This window comes from Gammaproteobacteria bacterium, from assembly GCA_037388465.1.
In the GTDB taxonomy this organism is placed as follows: Bacteria; Pseudomonadota; Gammaproteobacteria; order SpSt-1174; family SpSt-1174; genus JARRKE01.
Genome location: JARRKE010000006.1, coordinates 54,743 through 75,888, shown reverse-complemented (window position 1 = coordinate 75,888; position 21,146 = coordinate 54,743). Strand labels below are relative to the sequence as shown.

Here is a 21,146-nt window from a genome sequence, read left to right as displayed (position 1 = left end):
ATCTCCGGCGGCATGAACGCGCTGCGCCTGCCCGGCTTCTTCGAGAACCTAGGCCACGGCAACGTGATCAACACCGCCGGCGGCGGCTCCTACGGCCACATCGACTCGCCGGCCGACGGCGCCAAATCGCTGCGTCAGGCCTACGAGTGCTGGAAGGCCGGTGCCGACCCGATCGAATGGGCCAAGGAGCACCGCGAGTTCGCCCGCGCCTTCGAGTCCTTCCCGGGCGATGCCGACAAGCTGTTCCCCAGCTGGCGCGAAAAGCTGGGCGTCAAGGCCGCCTGAGCCTTATCGACGCACAGCTGCGTGCAAAAGGCCCCGCATCGCGGGGCCTTTTCTTTATCCAAAGAGCACAGGCAGCGGTCTTCAGCTGTAGCTTTGCAGGCTGCGCTGCAGAAACACCGGCGAGGAATCCGTGACCAACTCGAACCAGATCGGGAAATGATCCGACATCTGGTTCTTGCGCCAGGGCTGTTTGAAGTAGCTTTTCTGGTTGGCCGGATCATCCATGTCCTTGGCGCCCGTGTAGTTGGCCTTCATGTAGTTTTTGTAGATATTCTCCTCGCCGTTCTTGTAGACGTAATCGAACACGCGGAACACGCCGCCGTTCTCTCCGCCCTGTGGGGCCTGCCCTACCGAGAAGTACTCGCCGCGGGTCAGAAACATCCTGTCGTAGGCCTCGGTTTGCGAAGCGTTGGTATCCACGCCCACCAGACTCTCGACCTGCCGGTAGCCGGCCTGTCCGATCATGTCGATGGTCGGATCGTCCTTCGTCGCACCGGTGTAGAGATTGAAATCACCCACGAGGATGAGGTTGTCGCTCCACAAATGATTGTCAGCGCGTTTTTCCGCCAGCGCCTGCAGCAGCAACGACACCTCCTCACGCCGGTGGCTGATGTCGTCGGACTTGTCCCCCGGGTGCAGATGCAGATCGATCATGGCGAAGGTCTTCCAGCCCGCCGTGAAGCCGGTCATGTACGGCGTACGCTTGAGCTGCTTGACGGGTGAATGCTGGGTCAGCGCATCCCATAGCACGATCTCCCCGGCAAGGCCCGCGAGCTGGACACGTTTCCTGTTGAAGATGTAGCAGCTGCGCTCGGAATTGCCCGCGGCGCCCTCGGTGATGTCGTTGACGAGGTAGCCCCAATCCTCGCCCAGCAAACGCAGCACGATGTTAAGGTCATGCAGCGTCGACTTGATCTCCTGGACGGCAATCAGATCGAAGTAGGACAGGATTTCGGCGATATAAAAGTAGGATTCCGGCAGACGCTGATCGGTGTGGCCGAATTCCTTGATGTTCCAGCTCGCAACGATCAGGTTTTCATCGGCACGCCGGGGCGCGATGGCGCTGTCCAGCCCCTGCTTCAGCTCCAGCAGTTTCCCGATGGTGCGTTTCTTTTCCGCTTTGGACATGTGCGGGAACACCAGCTCGTAGTCCCGCTTTTTGAAATCATCCTCCGGCCGCAAGTCATTGTAGTACGGCATAACCCTCACCTCCCTGATGGTCGTCGGGCCATAGTTTCAGTACACAGGCGTGTCGAAATGATGAACCCGATGGATATCCTGCCTCCTAAAGATAGTCGAGCGCCGGCAAAACGGGAGGCTCAATCCAGGCTGCCTATCTTGCGGCGACCGTGCCTTGGAGTCCCTGAGGTCAAGCCGCTACTTCGTCCCGGGATGGTGCACCCTCATTCATGCCGCAAGCCGCACGCCGGGTCGCGAGCCGGGTGATCTGCGGCAGCGGGCGCAGGTACCGTGACGGCAGATGCAGGCGCACCGGTTCACCCGGTGCCGGCACAGGCATATCCCAGGGCCGCTGTACATGCAATGCGGTGCCGTCCTGCAGACGGCAGAGCACGTCGCGCACGGCCCCTAGCTCGGTGATGCGCTCGATATGCGCAGGCAGGCCGCCGGCCTCTTGCACCAGCTGCACATGCTCGGGGCGAATGCCAAGCCAGGCGGTGTCCACCTCGGGTTCGCCGTCGAGCTCCAGCATGCCCCAGGCACCGCCGACACGCCGTCCTTCGATCACATGCACCGGCAGCAGGTTGCGCCAGCCCAGCACCTCGGCCACGGCGTGGCTGCCGGGGTCGGCCAGCACCTCGGCGGTCGCGCCGAAACGCGCCAGATGACCGTCCACCAGCACGCCCACCCGGTCGGCCACGTAACGCGCATCGTCAAGATCATGTGTGACGAGCACCACCGGGCACTGGAGTGCGGACACGGTGTCGAGCAGTTCCTGACGCAGGTGATCGCGCAGGGCACGATCCACGGCGGAGAAGGGTTCGTCCAGCAGCAGCACGTCGGGCTCGGGCGCGAGGGCACGGGCCAGGGCGACGCGCTGGCGCTGCCCGCCGGAAAGCTGGTGCGGATAACGCTGCGCATAACGTTCGAGATGCAGCCGCTCCAGCCACCGGTTCACGCGCTCGTCACGCCCCGGCCGGGACAGGCCGTAGCCCACGTTCCCTGCCACGGTGCGGTGCGCGAACAGCGCATAGTCCTGAAACACGAACCCGACCCGGCGGCGTTGCGGCGGCAGGTGCACGCGATTGGCGGCGTCGCACCACACGGTGTCGCCGTGCCGGATGCAACCGGCCTGCGGACGTTCCAGGCCGGCGATCATGCGCAGCACCGTGCTCTTGCCGCTGCCGGACGGGCCGAGCAGTGCGGTCACGCCGCGGGACGGCAGACTGTGATCGAAGCGCAGATAAAAATCGCCGCGCCGGTGATCGACATTGACGTGCAGCATGTTCATGCCGTCGCCGCCTTCGCATGCCAGCGGCGGTTCACGCCGTACACCACGAACAGCACCGCGAACGAAAGAATCAGCAAGCCGATGGAAAGCTGCTCTGCGGCTGCGTAATCCATCGCCTCCACGTGTTCGAAAATGGCGATGGACACCACCTGGGTGCGACCGGGAATGTTGCCGCCCACCATCAGCACCACGCCGAACTCGCCCATGGTGTGGGCGAAACCGAGCACGATGGCGGTGAGCAGGCCGCGTCGCGCCTGCGGCAGCACCACGGTGAGAAAGGATCTGGACCGCGAGGCGCCCAAGGTCCAGGAGGCCTCGATGGCGTAACGATCCAGGCCTTCGAAGGCGGCCTGCAGGGGCTGCACCACAAAGGGCAGCGAATAAACACAGGAGGCAACCACCAGCCCGGCGAAGCTGAAGGCCAACGGCTGCCCCGTCAACGCCTGCCATGGTGCGCCCAGGGTACCGTTGGCACCCAGCAGAATAAGCAGATAAAACCCGAGCACCGTCGGCGGCAGCACCAGCGGCAGGGCGGTGACCGCCTCCAGCGGCACCTTGAAGCGGCTGCGAGTATGGGCCAGCCACCAGGCCAGTGGCGTGCCCACCACCAGCAGCACGCTGGTGGTGAGCACGGCCAGCTGAATGGTCAGCCAAACCGGTTGCAGGTCCAGCCCATCCATGACCTCACTCCGTCCCGTAACCGAAGCGCTTGATCACCACCGCGCCGGCATCGCTCTTCAGGTAGGCGATCAGCGCGTGGGCTGCGGTGTTGTCCTTGCCGCGTACAAGCAGCACGGCCTGCTGGCGGATCGGCGTGTACAAAGCCTGCGGCACGATCCAGCTCGAACCGCCACCCGTTTTCATGACCTGCGACAGCGCCACGAAACCGAGCTCCGCGTTGTCGGTGGCGACGAACTGGTGGGTCTGGGCGATACTCTCGCCACGCACGATGCGGGGCTGCAGACTGTCCCAGAGTTTGAGGTGTTCAAGCACCTGCCGGGCCGCCGCACCGTAAGGGGCGGTCCTGGGATTGGCGATGGCCAGGCGCGCGAACTTGCCGTGCTTCAGCACCTCGCCCTTGTCATCCACCACCCCCGGCTTGGGGCTCCACAGCACCAGCTTGCCGACGGCGTAGGTGAAACGGCTGCGCGCCACGGCCGTGCCCGCCGATTCCAGCGCCTTCGGTCGGCGCTCGCCGAAGCTCAGCACCACGTGGTGTCCGCTGCTTTTTTCGAAGGCCGCGGCGATCTCCTTCATGGCGGCGGTGAAGTTGGCCGCCACGGCGACGCGCACCTCGCCCGCCCGCGCCTGACCGACACCGATCAGGGCTGCAATAAATACGAACGATTTGATCCACTTGTCGAGCTTCATCTGCATCTTCTCCCAACGGTTTCAGTTAACACCCAGAATCACGTGCGACGCCTTGAACAGCGCGCACGCGCGTACACCTTCCTCGAGCCCCAGCGCATCCGCGCTTTCCGTCGTGATGGTGGCGGTGAGGGTCTTGCCGCCATCCAGCTCCAGCGTCACCTCGGCGTTCACCGGTCCGCACACCAGACGCGTGACCGTGCCGCACAGGCGGTTACGGGCGGTGGTATTGAAGCCGTCGTCGGCGGTGGCGAGGATCACGAAGCTCGACTTCACCAGGGCGTAGACGTCCCGCCCCGGTTGCAGCCCCAGGGCATCGACGCTTTCGCGCGTCACCGTCGCGACCAGACGGTCGACGGTATCCAGGGCCAGGGTCACCTCGGCGTTGACCGGCCCGGTCTTCACTTCCAGGACCCTGCCCTGCCACTGATTGCGGGCGCTGGTGCGCATGGCGAATCTCCTCATCAGTGCCTGCAGCCTGTCCCAGTCACCGAATTCGGCGTTGAGGCCGTCGAGCAGGCGGGCGTACTCGTGTTCCATGGCGCGAAACGCCGCCACCAGTTGCCGGCCGTAGCCGGTCAGCTCCGTGCTGCCGCCGTGCCGCCCGCCCGGGGTGCGGTGGGTCAGCGGCGCGTCGGCCAGGTTGTTCATATCGGCCACGGCATCCCAGGCGGCGCGATAGCTCATGCCCAGCGTCTTGGCCGCGGCGGAGATAGACCCGTGCTCACCGATGTGCTCGAGCAGCCGCAGGCGTTCGCTGCCGAACAGTCGCCGGCCTTCCTGCGTCACCCACAGCGCGCCCATCAGTTGTGTTTCCGCTTGTGCCATCCGGCCTCCGTAGCGTTATGCAATTCGTCTGCATATCGGTCCGCAAAAAAACGCGAACCTGCTAAAACCTCTTCAGCAAAGCGCGTGCCAGGTCACAACTCGTTGAAAATTAAATAATTATTGAACTGGCGGCCGCCACGTTCCATGTGGCAAATACGACAATGGCGGGAATGCGACAGGATTCTCCGGAGGGAGGATTAGCCGAGAATGACGCGATAGGCCTGCTGCAGGAGCTGCAACTCGACCGGTGGCAGGGTGCGGGCCTCGGTGAGGGTGATGAAGCCGGCGCCGATGCGTTCGGCCTCGGCGAAAGGCGGATCGATGCCTGTAAAGCGCACCAGGTGAACCGGCAGCGGCCCGTCCGGCGTATCCAGCCAGGCGCGGAACTCGATGTCGTGCTCCAGCCCGTCGTCGGGCAGGTCCATCCAGTCGCGCAGCCGCGACAGCACCAGAGTGGGATGCACCACCAGCTTGGTATCCGGCTCGCCCTCGCCCAATTCCACCAGGGTGGGCAGCGTACCGAGCGCGCACACGCCGCCGTAGGGCAGACGCATAAACCGGGTCAGCGCGCTGGTGGACTGCTTGTGATAGAGAATCGCGCGGGCGTGTGTGGCGGCGTCGCTCACATCGCCACTCCGCTGCCGTGGCGCGCGTCCCACAGACGCTTGAACTGCGAATCCAGTTCCGACAACTCGCGGTCCAGGCGCAGCAGTTCCTCGGCCCTGGGGAAGGTGCCGCGGCCCGGCGCGGTGTACCAGGCCTCCATCTCGTGCTTCAGGCGCTCGCGGTAACCGACCAGGTCGGAGATGGTCGAGCGCACCCAGTTCATCTCGCCCTGCCCCAGATCCACCACGTGATAGGCGAGTCCGGTACCAAAGATGCGCGTACCGCCGCCTTCGGCGACAGTGCGGCGCAGCGAGGTCTCGTCGACGATCCGGGTGCCGGCGAGAAAATCCACGCCGAACTCCCGCAGCTCGCGCAGCCAGGGCACGGTCGGGCCCATGAGCACCAGGTTGGCGTCGCGGGCCAGCGCCGCCAGGCGCGGGAAGGTCTTGTTGGGAATGGAGCTGCCGGTGACGAACACCCATTCGGCTTCGGGCAGCACGTACTCGCAGGCCGGATCCGGCAGGTCGCCCGCGCCCGGGTAGCGTTCCAGTATGGTGAGATCCAGCACGCCCGCGTAACGTTCGATGCCCGGATAACGGCCGACCACCGCCACGCGTTTGCCGCGCAGGCGCGGCAGGAAATATTCAAACACCGCCAGGTTGGGCGGCGCATCGTTATCCAGTGCGACGGCATGCCGGGCCAGTTCAGCAGGACAACCGATGCCGGCGTTGATGGCCGCCATGCCCACCGCGGCCTGATGCGGATCCCAGGCGCGTATCCAGGACTGCAGATCGCGCAGCGTGTTGTCCGCCAGGCTGCCGGCCCACGGCAGGGTACGCACGCTGGTGGCCGGGCTCATGGCCAGACCGGTACCGTCAGCCGTATGGCACAGGGTCCAGGCCACGCCGAACAGGACTTCCTCGATGCGCGCGTCGGATGCGGCGCAGTCCTGCAACAGGTCGTAGATTTCCCATGCGTTGCTCATCTCGCTTACCCCACTATCGGCAACAGGCGTGCCTCGGACTTGATGCTGTCGTTGCGGCCCCAGGCCGTGACCGACTCCACGAACCAGCGTGCATCGCGCGGGTGAGGACGCACCACGTCGTACTCCGCCCAGAAACTGCCGTCCGCGTGAAACAGCAGATGGCCGTTGCGTCTGCCTTTGTCGTCATGCCAGTCGCACAGCAGACTGTCGCGGCCGCTGGCGGCATCGCGCTGCAGTGAAAAATGCGCGGCCTCGAAGGTGGGCACCTGTACCTGACCTTGGGCAAAACCGAGCTTGTGGGCTTCCCGCTCCAGGGCCGCGCATATCTCTTCGGCCCGCGCACGCGCGGCCTGTACCCGGGCTTCAAGCGAGTTAAGCGACAGCATCGGTCATCTCGCGCAATCCCGCGGCCAGTTCGCGCAGCACCGAACCGCCCACCTGGTCCTGCGGGTCGAGTTCCGCCAGCTTGTCGAGGATCGCCTCGCCACCCGCGAAATCCATCCGCCGCATGCGGATGAAGCCCAGCGCCTTGAGGCTGTACAGGTAAACCCGTGCGGGGCCGTCGCACTGCGACCAGTCCGTCGAGGTGTGCGTCAGCTGCCGCCAGTCGGTGTCGAAGCCGCCCTGCCCCGCCGCGCGCGTAAGCGCATCGCGCGCCACGGACTCCGCTTCCTCCAGACGCAGCTTGTAGAAATAGAACTTGTACAGCGCGATGTAGACTTCCAGCTGCTCGGGATTCATGCGCTGCGCCTCCCGGAGCAGACTCTCGGCCCGCTCGGTGTCGTCGTAGGCATTGACCGCCTGCTGCAACAGCGCATTCACCGGCACCGGGATGTTCTGCCCGAACAGGATCTGCTCCTTGGGAAACAGCAACTGGTTACACATGGTTCAAACCCGCATTTCTCGCCGGGATCGCGGGAGCCGGCGCAGGATTCGTGTTCGCAGGCGCCGCTCTGGAGCGAAAGTCGTAGCCGTGGCTACGGCTTGAGTGAAGAGCAAGCCTGCGGACGCGAAGACAAGCCAGAACCGCGATAGGCAATGAAGATTGTCATCGTATTGTTCCGAACAACACATAAGCTCACAAAAATCCCATGTCATACATCTGTCCTCCGCCGCCCGGTGGGGAATGCGGGTTTAGCCCCAGACGTCTTGCGGCACCTTCAGCCGCTCAACGGGCACACCGCCCAGCAGATGCTCTTCGAAGATGACCGCCACGTCCTCCTTGCCGACGTTGCCGTACATCACCCCTTCGGGATAGACCAGCACGTTGGCGCCGTAGCCGCAGGGCCCCATGCAGCCGGTGTTGGTGACCGCCACCTTATCGAAGCAGCTGCGTTTCTGGAGCTGGTCCAGAAACGCGTCCAGTACGTCCATGCAGCCGCGCTCGCCGCAGGAACCGCGCGGATGACCGGGCGGACGACGCTGGGCGCAGACGAAGACATGTTTTTCGGGTTTAGGCATAACGCGTTTCCGTCATGTAATAAGCAATGCGGCTCACGCCACCAGGGGCTGCGCCGCGTGGGTATGACAGTCCTTCGGACACACCTTGGAGCAGGCCTCGCAGCCGATGCAGTCCATCGGATTGGCCAGGCTCATGACCATGGAGGTGTCGTCCGAAAAACCGTCATCGTAGTCGTCATCCTCGTCTTCGATCTCGCGCTCCACGAGTTCGAAAACCTCGCGCGAGCAGACCTTGAAGCAGCGGCCGCAACCGATGCAGTTCTCCTGATTCAGCTCGATGACGAAGGCGGGCGTCCAGGCGGTGCCGCCGCGGGTGATACCGGTGATCTGTTCTGCTGCCATGATGTCCCCCTACTGGCCGGCCTTGGCCTGCTCCAAACGCTCGCTGGCTTCCTTCCAGGCCTTGCATGCGTCGTAAGTGGACTGCGCCAGGCCGTGGATCTCGTCGAAGGCGGCGGGCAGGCGGTCCTCCACCAGGTCGTGCAGCTGCGAGGCCCACTCGCTGGCCACCCGCTTGGCCTTTTTCACATCCTTTTCCAGTACCTTGAGCTCTTCCTCGTTCATGAATGCCTCCCCCGTTTTCAGAGCCCGGCGACCATCGGATATTCGCCGACGATTTCCAGCGCCACCGACAGCAGCTTGTCCGCTTCGTCCTTCATCTTGGACAGGCTCGGGAAACCGAAGCGGTGTATGTCGCGCAGGGTCTTGTCCATCACCACCAGCTTGCCGACGGTGATCACGGCGCGGCCGAAACCCTCGTGGGTGAGGTTGATCATGGGCACCGCCATGAGTCCGCATTCCTTCTCGATCAGCGAGGAGATGGCGTTGTAGAAGGCCTTGACCCGCGACATCGTGATCTCGTCCGGATCGCCCACCACCGGGATCTCCTGCTTGCGCTCCTTGGTGAGCACGAAGGGGTCGAGGATCTGCAGGGTGTCCCAGTCCTCATAGGTGCCGTAGGTGTCGATGGCGCGCATCTGCTTGACCATCTCCTTGATGAAGTCCGACTCCAGGATCGGGTCCTGGGGATCGATGACGACGGCGGCCTCACTCATAACGTTTACTCCTCTCAGTTCGTAGTCGTTGCTTGATTACTCGTCCCAGCCCTCCGACTCCATGGCGTCGAAACGTCCGGCGTCAGGCTGGGTTTGACGTTCGATGGCCTTCGCCAGCCAGGCGGACGGGCCTTCCCTCAGCTGCTCCTGCAGCGAATACAGCAAGCCGGCGATCTCCGCGCCGGGCGTCACCTTCACCGGCTGGATGCCGTGGGTGAGCAACTGGCGCACCGCGGAGGCGCCCACCGCCTGGCAGAACACGGCGGCGCAGTCCTTCAGGGACTCGATCTTGACGGCCAGCTTGTCCTCGTTGCCGTCCTGCGCCAGCTTGCCGAACTGGGAAGCCTCCAGCAGGCTGGTGCGCTCCGGATTGACGGCGTACAGGGCGAAGCTCTGCGCGGAACCGAAGTGCTGGTCCACGTGCTTCATGTCCGAGGTGGCGAAGGCGACCTGCACCGAAACCTCGGCGCCTCCGTCCCGTCCGTCGCCGTCGACGATACGCATGCGGCGTTCAACCCCCATGGCTTACTCACCTCCTGCGGCGCGTGCCGGCTTTTGTGCGTAAATGGAGTGATAGGGCTGGATGGCGTGGTGGTCGCTTTCCAGCATCATGTTGGCCAGATCGAACAGCAGCTGACGCGAACCGCGATAGCCGATCCAGGTGCGCTGGTAACCGCCCACCAGGTCGTACTGCGGGAACCCGGCGCGCAGCAGCGGCAGGCCGAGGCGCCTGGCCGACTCCGCGGCATGCGAGTTGCCGATCACCAGTTCGGCCTCGTGCTCGCGCGCCAGGTGTTCCAGATCCTCGAGATCGCCCAGCTTGACGCTCGCGGCGGGCACGCGCCCCAGCACCGGCGCCCGCGACGGCGCCACGGCGGCCACCAGTTCGGCGCCCATGCCGGCGAGCAATTCGCCGAAACCCTGCAGCAGGTCCGGGTCGGCGGCCATGGCCACGCGCACTTGGCCTAGCATGAAATGGGTGTCCAGCATCGCGTCCTGCAACTGGGCGCGCTGGCGCAGCAGGCGATCGGGCACCGGATTGCCGCTTACCTGGGTCAGGGTCGAGACCAGCACGTCCACGGCGTCCAGTCCCATGAGATGATCGAAGCGGTAGTCCGGCACGCCGGTGCGGCTGTGCAGCAGGTCGGCGGCCTTGTCTAGCGACGCGCCGATCACCAGGGTGGCCGCGGCCTCACCCAGGGTGGCCAGTTCGGAGACCGGCGTGCCGCCGGTGGTCAGCGGGCTGAACTGCTCCTCGCCCAGATGGCCGTCCATGGATTCGGAAATATCCGGCACCACCACCGGCCGCAGGCCGAAGGCCTCGATCATGTCCTTGAGCGCCTCGATGTCGCCGGGGGTGAGCGCCGCGCCGGCCAGCACGTTCACCTGACGTCGGCGGGTACCGGGCCGGGTATTCGCGATGGCGGCCTCGGGCACCATCACGTCGATCATGGCCTGCACCGCGGCGGCATAGCCGCTTTCCAGGCAGCCGGTGAAATCCGGTGTGGTCACCGGCACCACCGCCACCTCGGCGAACTCGGGATAACGCGTGCGGAAGTTGCGTACGGCGCCGGCCACGTCGGCGCCCTGGGTCTCGGACAGGCCCGTGGTGGGCAGGCCGACCACGGCGGGCTTCATCTTTTCGCACACCGTCTTCAGGCCCTCGACAATGTTGTCGTCGGCGCCCATGACGCTGCTGACCTGATCCATGGCCGTGGTCTGCAAAGGAATCGGCTCACGGAAGTGGCGCACGAAAAACACCTTGCCGAAGGCGGTGCAGCCCTGCGAGCCGTGCAGCATGGGAATGGACTTGTACAGGCCCAGAAAGGCCAGTGCCGCACCGACCGGCTGGCTTGCCTTCAGCGGACTGACTGACAGGGCCTTGTTACGTTTGACGATCTCGGCCATGGCTCAGGCCTCCGCCGTTGCGGGAACGGCCGGCGTCGCCGCCCCGGCTTCGGCCTGCGCAACGGCCCATGGCGCGGGACGGCGTACCGCCTCCCACACCGGGCTTTCCAGAGTCAGGGCGAGCTGGCGCACCAGTTCCAGCATGCCCTGGTAGCCGGCGTAGCCGAACTCGCGTTCCTGGTTGATATCCAGAAACGGCAGGCGCGCCTTGAGCGCGGTGTACATGTTGCGTCCGCCGGCGATGAGAATGTCGGCGCGGTATTCGCGCACGATCTGCAGCAGCGCCTTGGGGCTGCCGTCCTCGATCATCTTGGCGTCCTCACCCATCAGTTCGCGGATGCGCGCCTTGTCCTCTTCGGTGGATTTCTTGGTGCCGGTGGCGACCACTTCCATGCCGAGGTCCTGCAGGGCGGAGATCACCGACCAGGACTTCACCCCGCCGGTGTAGAGCAGCACGCGCTTGCCGCGCAGGCGTTCGCGCCAGGGCTCGAGCTCGGCGTGGATGCGCGCCTCCTCGCGGGCGATGAGCGCTTCGGTACGCGCGCTGAGATCCGGATCGTCGATGATGCGCGCGAAATCGCGCAGCGCCTGCGAGGTGTCGGTAATGCCGTAGAAGCTGCCTTCGAACCACCGCGTGCCGTAGCCTTCCTGCAGCTTGCGCGCCACGTTGATCATGGCCTTGGAGCACACCATCATGTTCACTTCGGCGCGGTGCATGGTCTGCACTTCGCGATAACGCGCATCGCCCGACAGGGTGCACAGCACGCGCAGGCCGAGTTCGTCGAGCAGCGGCAGCACATGCCAGAATTCGCCGGCGATGTTGTATTCGCCGATCAGGTTGACGTCGTGCACAGTGAGCGTTTCCGGCCTGGGCACAGGCGGCAGCGCATCGGGCTCGCGCGAGCCCACCACGTACTTGACCATGGCCTCGCCAGCGATGCGGTTGCCCAGGTTCTTGGTGCCGTAGAAACCGGCCGCGTCCACGGGCACCACGGGCACACCCCAGCGCTCCTCGGCGGCCTTGCACACCGCCTCGATGTCGTCCCCTACCAGCGCCGGCACGCAGGTGTTGTAGACGAACACCGCTGCGGGGCCGTGGTCCTCCACCGCCTGCTTGATGGAATGGAACAGGCGCTTCTCGCCGCGCCCCATGATCACGTCCTGCTCGGTGAGGTCGGTGGTGAAACCCAGACGGTACAGATCCGGGCCGGAGGAACGGGTGCCACGGTTGTCCCAGGAGCTGCCGGCACAGGCGATGGGGCCGTGCACGATATGGGCGACGTCGGCGATGGGCAACAACGCGATCTGCGCACCGTCGAAGGCGCACCCGCCGGCGGTGGCGCCGGGCTTGGGCTTGGCGCAGCCGGACTTGGACTTCTTGTTGTGGGCGCAGGCCGGCTCGTCCAGCAGTTCCGCGATGTCTTTCGATTTCATGTCCGCTCCCCGTGCACAGGTTCCTGTCACAGGAGAGATTGCAAGCCGCGTGCCACGATCATTATTATCGTTAAATCAATAAGTTAAGTGAAGCGCGCTATGTAGGGAATGCGACAAGCGTCGTTTGCGACGCCGCAGATACGACAAGACTCAGATGGATTTGGCGGCGGCCTGAATCAGGCGCTCGCGGGCCGCGGAACGCACCTCGGGTTCGGGGTCGTTCAGCACCGCCGTCAGGTCTGGCAGGGCGGCGCGCTCCACCGCCGCGAGGCGTACGATCCAGTCCGGATCGTCGAGCAGGGACGCGGCGGCCTCAGGTCCGATGCGGCCGGCGACGATGCGCCGGATCTCGGGTTCCGGATCGTCGGCCATGAAGATCAGGCTGACCCCGGGCAGGCGTTGGGCCACCACCTGGCGCACCTGGCGGTCGGGATCGCGAATCATGCGAAACAGGCGTCCCGCCGGCAGGCGGCGCGCCACATAGGTCCGCACCAGGTAGTCGTCGTCCTGCACCATGCATTCGAGTTGATCCGCCGGCAGCCGGTCGGCGACGGTGATACGCACCTCACGGTCCGAATCGCCGGCGAGCCTGTCGAGCAGTGCGACCGGCAGGCGGTAGGCGACGGCGCGCCGCACCGCCTCGTCCGGATCGTCGACCAGCTCGGCGATACGGTCCTGCGGCGCATAGCGCACGGCGATGGCGCGCCGCTCCCAGAAGGCGTCATGCAGATAACCGGCGGCGAGGTCGGGATTGGCGCGAAAGAAGCGGTCGATCTGCCGACCGCTGTCCACCGTCACGCAGGCATCGCCCGGCCGGCACAACTGCCGCGACAGCAGCACGCCCTGATAGGCGCAGCCGTTGCAGTCGGCCCGGGGCGTACGGTCGGGAAGGGATGACGGGTCCGGCGGAACGGTATCCATGAGAGGGTCCGGACAGTCAGTCTTCATCCTCGTCTACACAATAGGCCAGCACCAGACCGGTGGCGGTACCGTAGTCGCCGGTAAGCTGCAGGCAGTGCTCGCGACCGTCGACGAGGTAGACGTTGAAACCGGACCGCGCCGTCACCGGACTGCCGGTGACGATGTCGTCGTCGGAACAATAGGTGAAGTGAATATCCGGATAGGCCGCGCGCAGCGCGGATACGGCGGATTCATCCAGGCCCTGGCCGGCCAGGCCGTCGGCGATTCCCTCCACCTGTTCCGGCGTGATCATCCCGCCTCCCCGGAGGCGAAACGCACCCGCTGCTCGGCCGGGATGCCGATGATCTTCGCCAGCCACGGCGGCGGCGTGCCGGCCATCACCGACTGCAGCTCGGTCAGCACCTCGATGGCGTTGCCGCCTTCGGCCAGCTTGATGGGATGGATGCCGGCGCGCACGATCTTGGCCGCGGCGGGACCGCCCACCGACTGCATGTAGGCCACGTGGCAGTCGCCGATCAAACCGGCACGGAATGCGTTCCTGTCGTCGGCGGTTTCGGCCTCGTCGGTCGCGCGCACGTCGATCAGACGCACTTCATCCGGGCTGACCTGATAGACCATGAAGTACGGGCAGGAACCGAAGTGGCCGTCAACGTTCTCGCCGCCGCCCGAGGCAACGGCAACCCGGATCGAGCCGGGCATGTCGCCCTCGCTGTAGGGTCGGGTGGCCGGCAGGTCCGGGCCGGCGACCTCCTCGCCCCACAGGTAACGCACCGCCAGCTTCAGATACTCCATGCCGATGCCGGTGTCTTCCCCGTCCTCTTCGCCGTCCAGGCTGGCGAAACCGGTTTTCAGGTGCGTCACCGTAATCTTGGACAACCGCTGTTCCGTCAGCGGCTGTCCAATCTTGTCATTGAGCACCTGTACCAGACGCCGCGCATCGACGCCCGGCAGCACTTTGGCCGCCAGACCGATACGCAACGCCACCTCACGTGTTAACGGCTGGGCACTCATGACGCCACCTCAGGAAGCCAGCGGCAGAATGCAGTTGTCGATGGGGCAGAGCTCGACGCACTTGGGAGTGTCGAAATCGCCTTCGCACTCGGTGCAGCTGGCGGCGTCGATCTCGAACACGATCTTGCCTTCGCTGATCGAGTTGGTCGGGCACTCCGGCTCACAGTCACCGCATGAAATGCATTCGTCAGCTACGATGTACATGGCCATGATTGATACTCCTATGTTCGTTACTCAAAGACGCTTGGCGCGCAAAGTGACCGGCAGTCGCGGAGCCTCGTCGAGCAGTTCCAGCTCGTAGCGGGAACCGTCTGCAAGCTCCACCTCGCCGCCCCACTTCTCGGGGCTGTCGTGCTCCAGGGAGACCACGGCCTCCTCCAGATCCTTCTTGGCGACGTAGAAGCTCAGGGCGCCGGTCTCATCACGTCGGATCATCACTTTCGGCATCTTGGGTCTCCTCTCGGACCACTTGGGCGCGGGCGGCAATCCGCCCGCGCCCGATCGATCAGCGAATCAGATCGTAGTTGTAGTCCGTGGTACCCATACCGCGGGTTTCCTCGTCCAGTCGTTCGAGGACAGCGTTGACCAGGATCTTGAGGACATGCATGGCGCCCTCGTAACCCAGGGTCGTATCCCGGTGCAGGTGATGACGATCGAAGATCGGGAAGCCGATGCGGATCAACGGCACCTCGAACTCCTTGCCCTTGGTGATGGTGTCACGCTGGATGAACTTGCCGTACGAGTTGCCGATCATGAAGTCCGGCTTGTCGGTGAACACCAGCGAACGCATGTGCCACAGGTCCTTGCCGATGTGGACCGTGGAGTTCTGCCCGTAGGGCGAGTCCTCCAGGATCTTGTCCATGGCCTTCTTCCAACGCTTGTTGGCGTTGTTGCACAGGATGTGCACCGGTTCGGCGCCGAGCTCCAGCAGGAACTTGGTCATGCCCATGACGAAGTCCGGGTCGCCCCACAGCGCGTAACGCTTGCCGTGCAGCCAGGCATGGGAGTCGGTCATCATGTCCACCAGACGGCCGCGTTCCTTCTCCAGCGAGGCAGCGATGGGCTTGCCGGTAAGTTCGGAGACCTTCATCAGGAACTGGTCGGTCCATTCCAGACCCATGGGGATCTCGAGCTTGGCCGCTTCGTGCTGCCAGGTGTTCTTGACGAACTTGGTGGATTTGTCGGACTGCCACGGTTGCAGGAACATCGTGTCGATGGCGTTGGGCGCGTCCTTGATCTCGTCCAGGGTGGTGCCGCCCGCATACATGCGGTATTCGCCGTCGGCCGGCGTGTCGAGCACCTCCTCGGGATCGGAGAGCATGGTGTAGTTCACGTCCATCTCGGACAGCATGCGCTTGATCACCCGGAAGTTGCCCAGGTAGGTCTCGAAGCCCGGCACGATGTTGAGCTTGCCGTTGCTGCCGACCTCCTTGCCCTCCATGTAGTTGAGGGTGAAGTAGCGCATGATGCCTTCCATCATGTTGTCCCAGCCGGTGACATGGCTGCCGACGAACGACGGGGTGTGCGCGAACGGCGTGGGATAGTCTTCCGGCACGCTGCCGGCCTTCTTGGCGTTACCGATGAAGGCGTTGAGGTCGTCGCCGATCACCTCGGCCATGCAGGTGGTGCTCACCGCGATCATCTCGGGCTTGTACAGCGCCTTGGCGTTTTCCAGGCCGGCGAACATGTTCTTCTGGCCGCCGAACACCGCCGCGTCTTCCGTCATGGAGTCGGACACGCAGGAGATCGGCTCCTTGAAGTGGCGGTTGAAGTAGGTGCGGAAGTACGCCACGCAGCCCTGGCTGCCGTGCACGTAAGGCATGGTCTTTTCGAAACCCAGGGCGCAGAGCACCGCACCCAGCGGCTGGCAGGCCTTGGCCGGATTGACGGTCAATGCCTCGCGCTGGAAGTTCAGCTCTTGGTATTCCTTGGTGGTCGTCCACTCGAAGACCTCGCGGATCTTGTCCTGCGGATGACACTCCTCGTACTGCTCTTTCTTGCGGGCCAGGTTCTCCTTGTAATCCTCGTCACGGAACAAGGGATAACTTGGCTTGATGTTCTCGACTTCCTGACTCATGGTAACCTCCTGCCGCGCCACTAATCCGTGGACTGACGGTCTATGGGTTCAATGAATAAAACGGTTTTTCGTTTGCCGTTTCGCGGGCCGGGCGTCTGAGCTCGGCCCGACCCGCGATTGATCACGCTCCGGCAGCCGCCTGCTGACCCTCTTCCTCCTCGGCGGCCTTTTTCCAGGGCGCCTGGATGGCATTCCAACAAGGATTGTTCAGGGTCATGTCCATGTCGCGGGCGAAGATGGCGAAGCCGTCGTAGCCGTGGTACGGACCCGAGTAATCCCAGGAGTGCATCTGACGGAAGGGGATGCCCATCTTCTGGAAGATGTACTTCTCCTTGATGCCCGAACCGATCAGGTCCGGCTTCACGCGTTTGACGAATTCCTCGAACTCGTAACCCGTGACGTCGTCGTACAGGAGCGTGGCATTGCCCATTTCCTTGACGGTGCGGTCGTAGTCGTCGTTGTGACCGAACTCGTAGCCGGTACCGACCACTTCCATGCCCAGGTCCTCGTAGGCGCCGATGGTGTGGCGCGGACGCAGACCGCCGACGTACAGCATGACCCGCTTGCCTTCCAGGCGCGGGCGATACTTGGCGATTACCGCCTCGTACTCGGCCTGGTACTTCTCGATCACGCGCTCGGCGCCTTCCTTGATCTTGTCGTCGAAGAACGAGGCGATCTTGCGCAGGCTCTCGGCGATCTTGGTCGGACCGAAGAAGTTGTATTCCATCCACGGAATGCCGTACTTCTCTTCCATGTGGCGCGAGATGTAGTTCATGGAGCGATAGCAGTGCACCAGGTTGAGCTTGACCTTGGGGGTCAGCTCGATCTCGGACAGCGTACCGTCGCCGGACCACTGGGCGACCACGCGCAGCCCCATCTCTTCGAGCAGGGTGCGGGAGGCCCAGGCGTCACCACCGATGTTGTAGTCACCGATAACCGCCACGTCGTAAGGCGTGCTCTCGAAGCTGTCGTCTTCGTCGCGTGCACCCAGCACCCAGTCACGGACCGAGTCGTTGGCGATGTGATGCCCCAGGGACTGAGACACGCCGCGGAATCCTTCGCAGCGAACAGGAACCACGGTCTTGCCGATTTCCTTGTTCTTTTTCTTCGCCACCGCCTCGATGTCGTCGCCGATCAGACCGATCGGGCATTCCGACTGGATGGTGACGCCCTTGTTCAGCGGGAAGAGCTGGTCGATCTCGGTGATCATCTTGTCCAGTTTCTTGTCGCCGCCGAACACGATGTCCTTCTCCTGGAAGTCCGAGGTGAAGTTCATGGTGACGAAGGTGTTCACACCGGTGGTGCCGATGTAATAGTTACGGCGTCCGGCGCGGCTGTACTGCCCGCAGCCGACGGGGCCGTGAGAGATGTGGATCATGTCCTTCACGGGACCCCACACCACACCCTTGGAGCCGGCGTAGGCACAACCACGGATGGTCATCACGCCGGGCAGGGATTTCTTGTTGGAGGTGATGCACTTCTTGGACTGTTCCACGGACTGGTCGTTGACGGCCAGGTGTTTGGCGCGGTCCTTTTTCGCCTCCTCGGGATAGACCTCGAGCACCTCCTGAATGAGGGCTTCGGTCTCTTCTCTGGTCATTGCTGCCATCTTCGTATCTCCTGTTTTCGCCGCCACCAATCTGTGGACGGAGCGTTAAACAAGTCGAATGTCGGAGTGGGCCGGCGACCCTGCCGCGCACGGCGGGACCGCCGGTCCGACTTCCAGGTCAGGCCGGCGCGCCGGCGGCAACCTCGTCCGCCGCAGTCTTGCCGACGATGCTCGCGTCCTCTTCCTCCATGATGCCGAACTCCATGAGCAGGTCTTCGAGTTCGTCCATGGTCAGCGGCGTCGGGATCACAAGCTTCTTGTTGTCGATGATCTTGTTCGCCAGGGCTCGGTACTCGTCGGCCTGCTGGGCCTTCGGGTCGTACTCGATCACGGTCATGCGACGGATCTCGGCGCGCTGCACCACGTTGTCGCGAGGCACGAAGTGGATCATGTGGGTACCCAGCTTGGCGGCCAGGGCCTCGATCAGTTCGTCCTCACGATCGGTGTTGCGGCTGTTGCAGATCAGACCGGCCAGACGCACACCACCGGAGTTGGCGTACTTCACGATGCCCTTGGAGATGTTGTTGGCGGCGTACATGGCCATCATCTCGCCCGAGCAGACGATGTAGATTTCCTGGGCCTTGTTCTCGCGGATGGGCATGGCGAAACCGCCGCACACCACGTCGCCGAGCACGTCATAGAAGACGAAGTCCAGGTCCTCGTCGTAGGCACCCTCTTCCTCGAGGAAGTTGATGGCGGTGATCACACCGCGGCCGGCGCAGCCCACGCCGGGTTCAGGGCCACCGGACTCGACGCACTTGACGTCGGCGTAGCCCATCTTGAGCACGTCCTCGAGCTCCAGATCCTCGACGCTGCCCGCCTCGGCGGCCAGGTGCATGATGGTGTTCTGGGCCTTGGAGTGCAGCATCAGGCGGGTGGAATCGGCCTTGGGATCGCAGCCGACGATCATCACCTTCTTGCCTGCCTCGGCGAGCGCGGCCACCAGGTTCTGCGTGGTGGTGGATTTGCCGATACCGCCCTTGCCGTAGATTGCACATTGACGTAAAGCCATGTCGATCTCCTCTCAATGGGATAATGGGTTGAGGTCAACCCCGTTTGAGCAAGGAGCGTGCCACCATCGAAACATTGCCATAACGGCATGTTTTAACTATATTTTTTAACAGAGATGCCCCGCCGGGAACTTGGTCGCATCTACGACAAACACGGCATTGCTGTACGGATGACTACATGACCGCACCCCGTTTCGAACGCCCGCCAGCGCCCACACTTCCCGCCGATGCGCGGCTGCCCATCAACCACTGCAACCTGCCGGCCCAGGTCCTCGGCAGTCTCACCTTTCAGCACCACCCGGCACGACTGAGCATCGATGGCATCGCCGAGCTGCACCGCGACCTGTTCGAACAATTGGATGCTTTGCCCGAACCGGCGCCGCGTGCGCAGCACTACATGGACTACATGACGGTGCATTTTCGTCTCGAGGCGCTGGAAGACGCGGGGCTGACGCCGGACACCGGCCATGCACGACCAAAGGCGAACTACCTGCGCATCCTGCGCGGCTGGATGTTCGACTCGGAGGGGCGCGAAGGCGCGGTACTGAAAGGCTGGGTGGAATCGCGCTTCGGTCTGCTGGCGCGTTATCACCGCGGCCCGCTGGGTCGCGACGTCGGAGACAACGATACGCATTACCTGCAGGAACGCGCGCTGGGCACCTACAACACCAACGCCCTGGAAACTCAACTCGACCTGCTCTACACCTATTGCCAGTACGAACTTGCGCGCCAACAGCCCGAACGCCGCTGGGTCGCGCTTTACCGCGGCACCAACGACATCGGCGAACACGACTGGCTGAGCCGCAGCACGAGCGGCGGCGTGGTGCTGCTGAACAACCTCAACTCTTTCACCGCCGACCCGGAACGGGCGGACGAATTCGGCGACACCGTAATCAATGTGCGGGTGCCGCTGGCCAAGGTGTTCTACTACGCCGGCCTGCTGCCCGGCATCCTCGGCGGGGAGGACGAACACCTGGTGCTCGGCGGGCTGTACGAGATCGAGCCGGTCTGAATGCCGTTTGTCGCGTTTGCGACAGACAATGCCTTGCCCGTGTTCGACAACCACCCCGGCCACCGCACGCAATCACGCGGTTTTACGGTTATTCATACCCTGGACCGGTTCTTGCACGCGCTTCACATATCCACTGTGAAGGAGCATGCCTCATGTCCCAAGCTCAACTGACCGAATTGATCCAGGGTGTACGCGCGGGTCGCATCGTCCCCTACCTCGGCGCGGGCGCGCTGAACGGCGCACGCAACGACGCCGGAGATCCCGTACCCGCCGACAGCGACAGCCTGATCCTGGCCATGAACAAGGGCAAGCCCATGGCGCCGCGACTGATGTACGAATTCCCGCGCGCCGCCATGCACCTGGAACTCAAGGCGGGGCGCAACTACGTCACCCGCTTTTTCACCGACCTTTACGAAAAACAGACATGGAGCCGCTCGGCCGTGCACACATGGCTGGCCGGCATCAAGCCGCCGTACGTGATCGACATCAACCGCGACACGCAGCTGCAGGACACCTATGCCGATACGCCCCACACCCTGGTCGTGGGCGTCGCGCGCATCGGCGGCACTGAATATCGCTTCAAGCTGTTTCAGTGGGATGGCAATGCCTACCACGAGATAAAACTGGATGCCGTCGACACCAGCCTGCCGGTGCTGTTCAAACCCATGGGCACGCCGCGGCCGGAACCCAACTTCATCGCCTCCGATGCCGATTACGTGGATTACATCACCGAGCTGATGGGCGGCTTTGCGATCCCTTCGTTTCTCAAGTCCTATCGCCAGGCGAAACAGTATCTGTTCATCGGTCTGCGCCTGACCCGCGATACGGAACGCATGGTCATGGCGGACATCACCTACGATGCCGGCGAGCCGCGCGGTTGGGCGCTGATCCCGGAACCCACCGCCAAGGAGCGGCGTTACTGCGCCCGCCAGGGTATCGAAATCATCGAGGCCGGCGCGGACGCGCTGCTGCGTGCAGACGGCGCCGAGGAACTGGCCGAACTCGCCGCCGATGCGACGCTGGTGGGTTGCTGACGCGCCATCGGGTTACAGACAGTAAAAAAATGCCGCCGGGCCGTACGCCGGCGGCGTTTTCGCGCGCCGGTA

Annotated in this window: 27 protein-coding genes; 3 read left to right on the top strand and 24 right to left on the bottom strand. The window is 63.9% G+C overall.

Going from position 1 to position 21,146, the window contains the following annotated elements; all coding sequences use genetic code 11:
* A partial coding sequence (locus P8Y64_02510; GenBank protein MEJ2059347.1) for a RuBisCO large subunit C-terminal-like domain-containing protein occupies window positions 1-285 on the top strand: 285 nt, incomplete at its 5' end.
* 81 nt (window positions 286-366) lie between these two features.
* Here P8Y64_02510 and P8Y64_02505 read toward each other — a convergent pair.
* The 24 genes from P8Y64_02505 to nifH form a co-directional block, all read right to left on the bottom strand.
* Entirely contained in the window at window positions 367-1,485 is a 1,119-nt protein-coding gene (locus P8Y64_02505) for an endonuclease/exonuclease/phosphatase family protein (protein MEJ2059346.1), read from the bottom strand.
* 169 nt (window positions 1,486-1,654) lie between these two features.
* Window positions 1,655-2,755 (bottom strand): ABC transporter ATP-binding protein, encoded by a 1,101-nt coding sequence (locus tag P8Y64_02500; GenBank protein ID MEJ2059345.1) that lies wholly within the window; start codon window positions 2,753-2,755, stop codon window positions 1,655-1,657.
* Window positions 2,752-3,435, bottom strand: coding sequence for a molybdate ABC transporter permease subunit (gene modB / locus P8Y64_02495; protein ID MEJ2059344.1), 684 nt, complete (start codon window positions 3,433-3,435; stop codon window positions 2,752-2,754). The genes P8Y64_02500 and modB overlap by 4 nt, the downstream gene beginning before the upstream one ends.
* 4 nt (window positions 3,436-3,439) lie before the next feature.
* Entirely contained in the window at window positions 3,440-4,126 is a 687-nt protein-coding gene (gene modA / locus P8Y64_02490; protein ID MEJ2059343.1) for a molybdate ABC transporter substrate-binding protein, read from the bottom strand.
* Between the two features lie 21 nt (window positions 4,127-4,147).
* Complete coding sequence (locus P8Y64_02485) at window positions 4,148-4,951, bottom strand: TOBE domain-containing protein (protein ID MEJ2059342.1); 804 nt, start codon at window positions 4,949-4,951, stop codon at window positions 4,148-4,150.
* 197 nt (window positions 4,952-5,148) lie between these two features.
* Window positions 5,149-5,577: a hypothetical protein gene (locus tag P8Y64_02480; protein ID MEJ2059341.1), complete on the bottom strand. Its 429-nt coding sequence runs from the start codon at window positions 5,575-5,577 to the stop codon at window positions 5,149-5,151.
* Window positions 5,574-6,542, bottom strand: a complete 969-nt coding sequence (locus P8Y64_02475; protein ID MEJ2059340.1) for a DUF364 domain-containing protein — start codon at window positions 6,540-6,542, stop codon at window positions 5,574-5,576. Before P8Y64_02475 ends, P8Y64_02480 begins: the two co-directional genes overlap by 4 nt.
* Before the next feature lie 5 nt (window positions 6,543-6,547).
* Window positions 6,548-6,928 carry a hypothetical protein gene (locus P8Y64_02470; protein ID MEJ2059339.1) on the bottom strand — a complete coding sequence of 127 codons (381 nt, stop codon included), beginning with the start codon at window positions 6,926-6,928 and terminating at the stop codon, window positions 6,548-6,550.
* The gene (locus P8Y64_02465) at window positions 6,915-7,427 is read right to left on the bottom strand and encodes a hypothetical protein (protein ID MEJ2059338.1); all 513 of its coding nucleotides are present in this window, start codon (window positions 7,425-7,427) and stop codon (window positions 6,915-6,917) included. Before P8Y64_02465 ends, P8Y64_02470 begins: the two co-directional genes overlap by 14 nt.
* Before the next feature lie 249 nt (window positions 7,428-7,676).
* A complete protein-coding gene (locus P8Y64_02460; GenBank protein ID MEJ2059337.1) occupies window positions 7,677-8,003 on the bottom strand; it encodes a (2Fe-2S) ferredoxin domain-containing protein in 327 nt (108 codons plus the stop codon).
* A gap of 33 nt (window positions 8,004-8,036) precedes the next feature.
* Window positions 8,037-8,345 (bottom strand): ferredoxin III, nif-specific, encoded by a 309-nt coding sequence (gene fdxB / locus P8Y64_02455; GenBank protein MEJ2059336.1) that lies wholly within the window; start codon window positions 8,343-8,345, stop codon window positions 8,037-8,039.
* Between the two features lie 9 nt (window positions 8,346-8,354).
* Complete coding sequence (locus P8Y64_02450) at window positions 8,355-8,567, bottom strand: CCE_0567 family metalloprotein (protein MEJ2059335.1); 213 nt, start codon at window positions 8,565-8,567, stop codon at window positions 8,355-8,357.
* 17 nt (window positions 8,568-8,584) lie between these two features.
* On the bottom strand, window positions 8,585-9,058 hold the full coding sequence (locus tag P8Y64_02445) for a NifX-associated nitrogen fixation protein (protein MEJ2059334.1): 474 nt from the start codon (window positions 9,056-9,058) through the stop codon (window positions 8,585-8,587).
* Between the two features lie 36 nt (window positions 9,059-9,094).
* On the bottom strand, window positions 9,095-9,580 hold the full coding sequence (locus P8Y64_02440; GenBank protein ID MEJ2059333.1) for a NifB/NifX family molybdenum-iron cluster-binding protein: 486 nt from the start codon (window positions 9,578-9,580) through the stop codon (window positions 9,095-9,097).
* 3 nt (window positions 9,581-9,583) lie between these two features.
* Window positions 9,584-10,966 carry a nitrogenase iron-molybdenum cofactor biosynthesis protein NifN gene (nifN, locus tag P8Y64_02435; GenBank protein MEJ2059332.1) on the bottom strand — a complete coding sequence of 461 codons (1,383 nt, stop codon included), beginning with the start codon at window positions 10,964-10,966 and terminating at the stop codon, window positions 9,584-9,586.
* Window positions 10,967-10,969: 3 nt separating this feature from the next.
* On the bottom strand, window positions 10,970-12,400 hold the full coding sequence (nifE, locus tag P8Y64_02430; protein ID MEJ2059331.1) for a nitrogenase iron-molybdenum cofactor biosynthesis protein NifE: 1,431 nt from the start codon (window positions 12,398-12,400) through the stop codon (window positions 10,970-10,972).
* A 150-nt stretch (window positions 12,401-12,550) separates the two neighbouring features.
* Window positions 12,551-13,321, bottom strand: a complete 771-nt coding sequence (locus P8Y64_02425; protein MEJ2059330.1) for a 4Fe4S-binding leucine-rich repeat protein — start codon at window positions 13,319-13,321, stop codon at window positions 12,551-12,553.
* 16 nt (window positions 13,322-13,337) lie between these two features.
* Window positions 13,338-13,613 (bottom strand): DUF6129 family protein, encoded by a 276-nt coding sequence (locus P8Y64_02420; protein MEJ2059329.1) that lies wholly within the window; start codon window positions 13,611-13,613, stop codon window positions 13,338-13,340.
* A complete protein-coding gene (locus tag P8Y64_02415; protein MEJ2059328.1) occupies window positions 13,610-14,332 on the bottom strand; it encodes a dinitrogenase iron-molybdenum cofactor biosynthesis protein in 723 nt (240 codons plus the stop codon). The genes P8Y64_02420 and P8Y64_02415 overlap by 4 nt, the downstream gene beginning before the upstream one ends.
* A gap of 9 nt (window positions 14,333-14,341) precedes the next feature.
* Complete coding sequence (locus tag P8Y64_02410; protein MEJ2059327.1) at window positions 14,342-14,542, bottom strand: 4Fe-4S binding protein; 201 nt, start codon at window positions 14,540-14,542, stop codon at window positions 14,342-14,344.
* Between the two features lie 24 nt (window positions 14,543-14,566).
* Window positions 14,567-14,779: a putative nitrogen fixation protein NifT gene (nifT, locus tag P8Y64_02405; protein MEJ2059326.1), complete on the bottom strand. Its 213-nt coding sequence runs from the start codon at window positions 14,777-14,779 to the stop codon at window positions 14,567-14,569.
* Between the two features lie 58 nt (window positions 14,780-14,837).
* Entirely contained in the window at window positions 14,838-16,409 is a 1,572-nt protein-coding gene (gene nifK / locus P8Y64_02400) for a nitrogenase molybdenum-iron protein subunit beta (GenBank protein ID MEJ2059325.1), read from the bottom strand.
* A 121-nt stretch (window positions 16,410-16,530) separates the two neighbouring features.
* Window positions 16,531-18,018 (bottom strand): nitrogenase molybdenum-iron protein alpha chain, encoded by a 1,488-nt coding sequence (gene nifD / locus P8Y64_02395; GenBank protein ID MEJ2059324.1) that lies wholly within the window; start codon window positions 18,016-18,018, stop codon window positions 16,531-16,533.
* Between the two features lie 118 nt (window positions 18,019-18,136).
* Window positions 18,137-19,030 carry a nitrogenase iron protein gene (gene nifH / locus P8Y64_02390; GenBank protein ID MEJ2059323.1) on the bottom strand — a complete coding sequence of 298 codons (894 nt, stop codon included), beginning with the start codon at window positions 19,028-19,030 and terminating at the stop codon, window positions 18,137-18,139.
* Between the two features lie 176 nt (window positions 19,031-19,206).
* Between nifH and P8Y64_02385 the strand changes: the two genes are divergently transcribed.
* Both P8Y64_02385 and P8Y64_02380 read left to right on the top strand, forming a co-directional pair.
* A complete protein-coding gene (locus P8Y64_02385) occupies window positions 19,207-20,040 on the top strand; it encodes an NAD(+)--dinitrogen-reductase ADP-D-ribosyltransferase (protein MEJ2059322.1) in 834 nt (277 codons plus the stop codon).
* A gap of 152 nt (window positions 20,041-20,192) precedes the next feature.
* Window positions 20,193-21,074, top strand: a complete 882-nt coding sequence (locus tag P8Y64_02380; protein ID MEJ2059321.1) for an SIR2 family protein — start codon at window positions 20,193-20,195, stop codon at window positions 21,072-21,074.
* Window positions 21,075-21,146 lie beyond the last annotated feature (72 nt).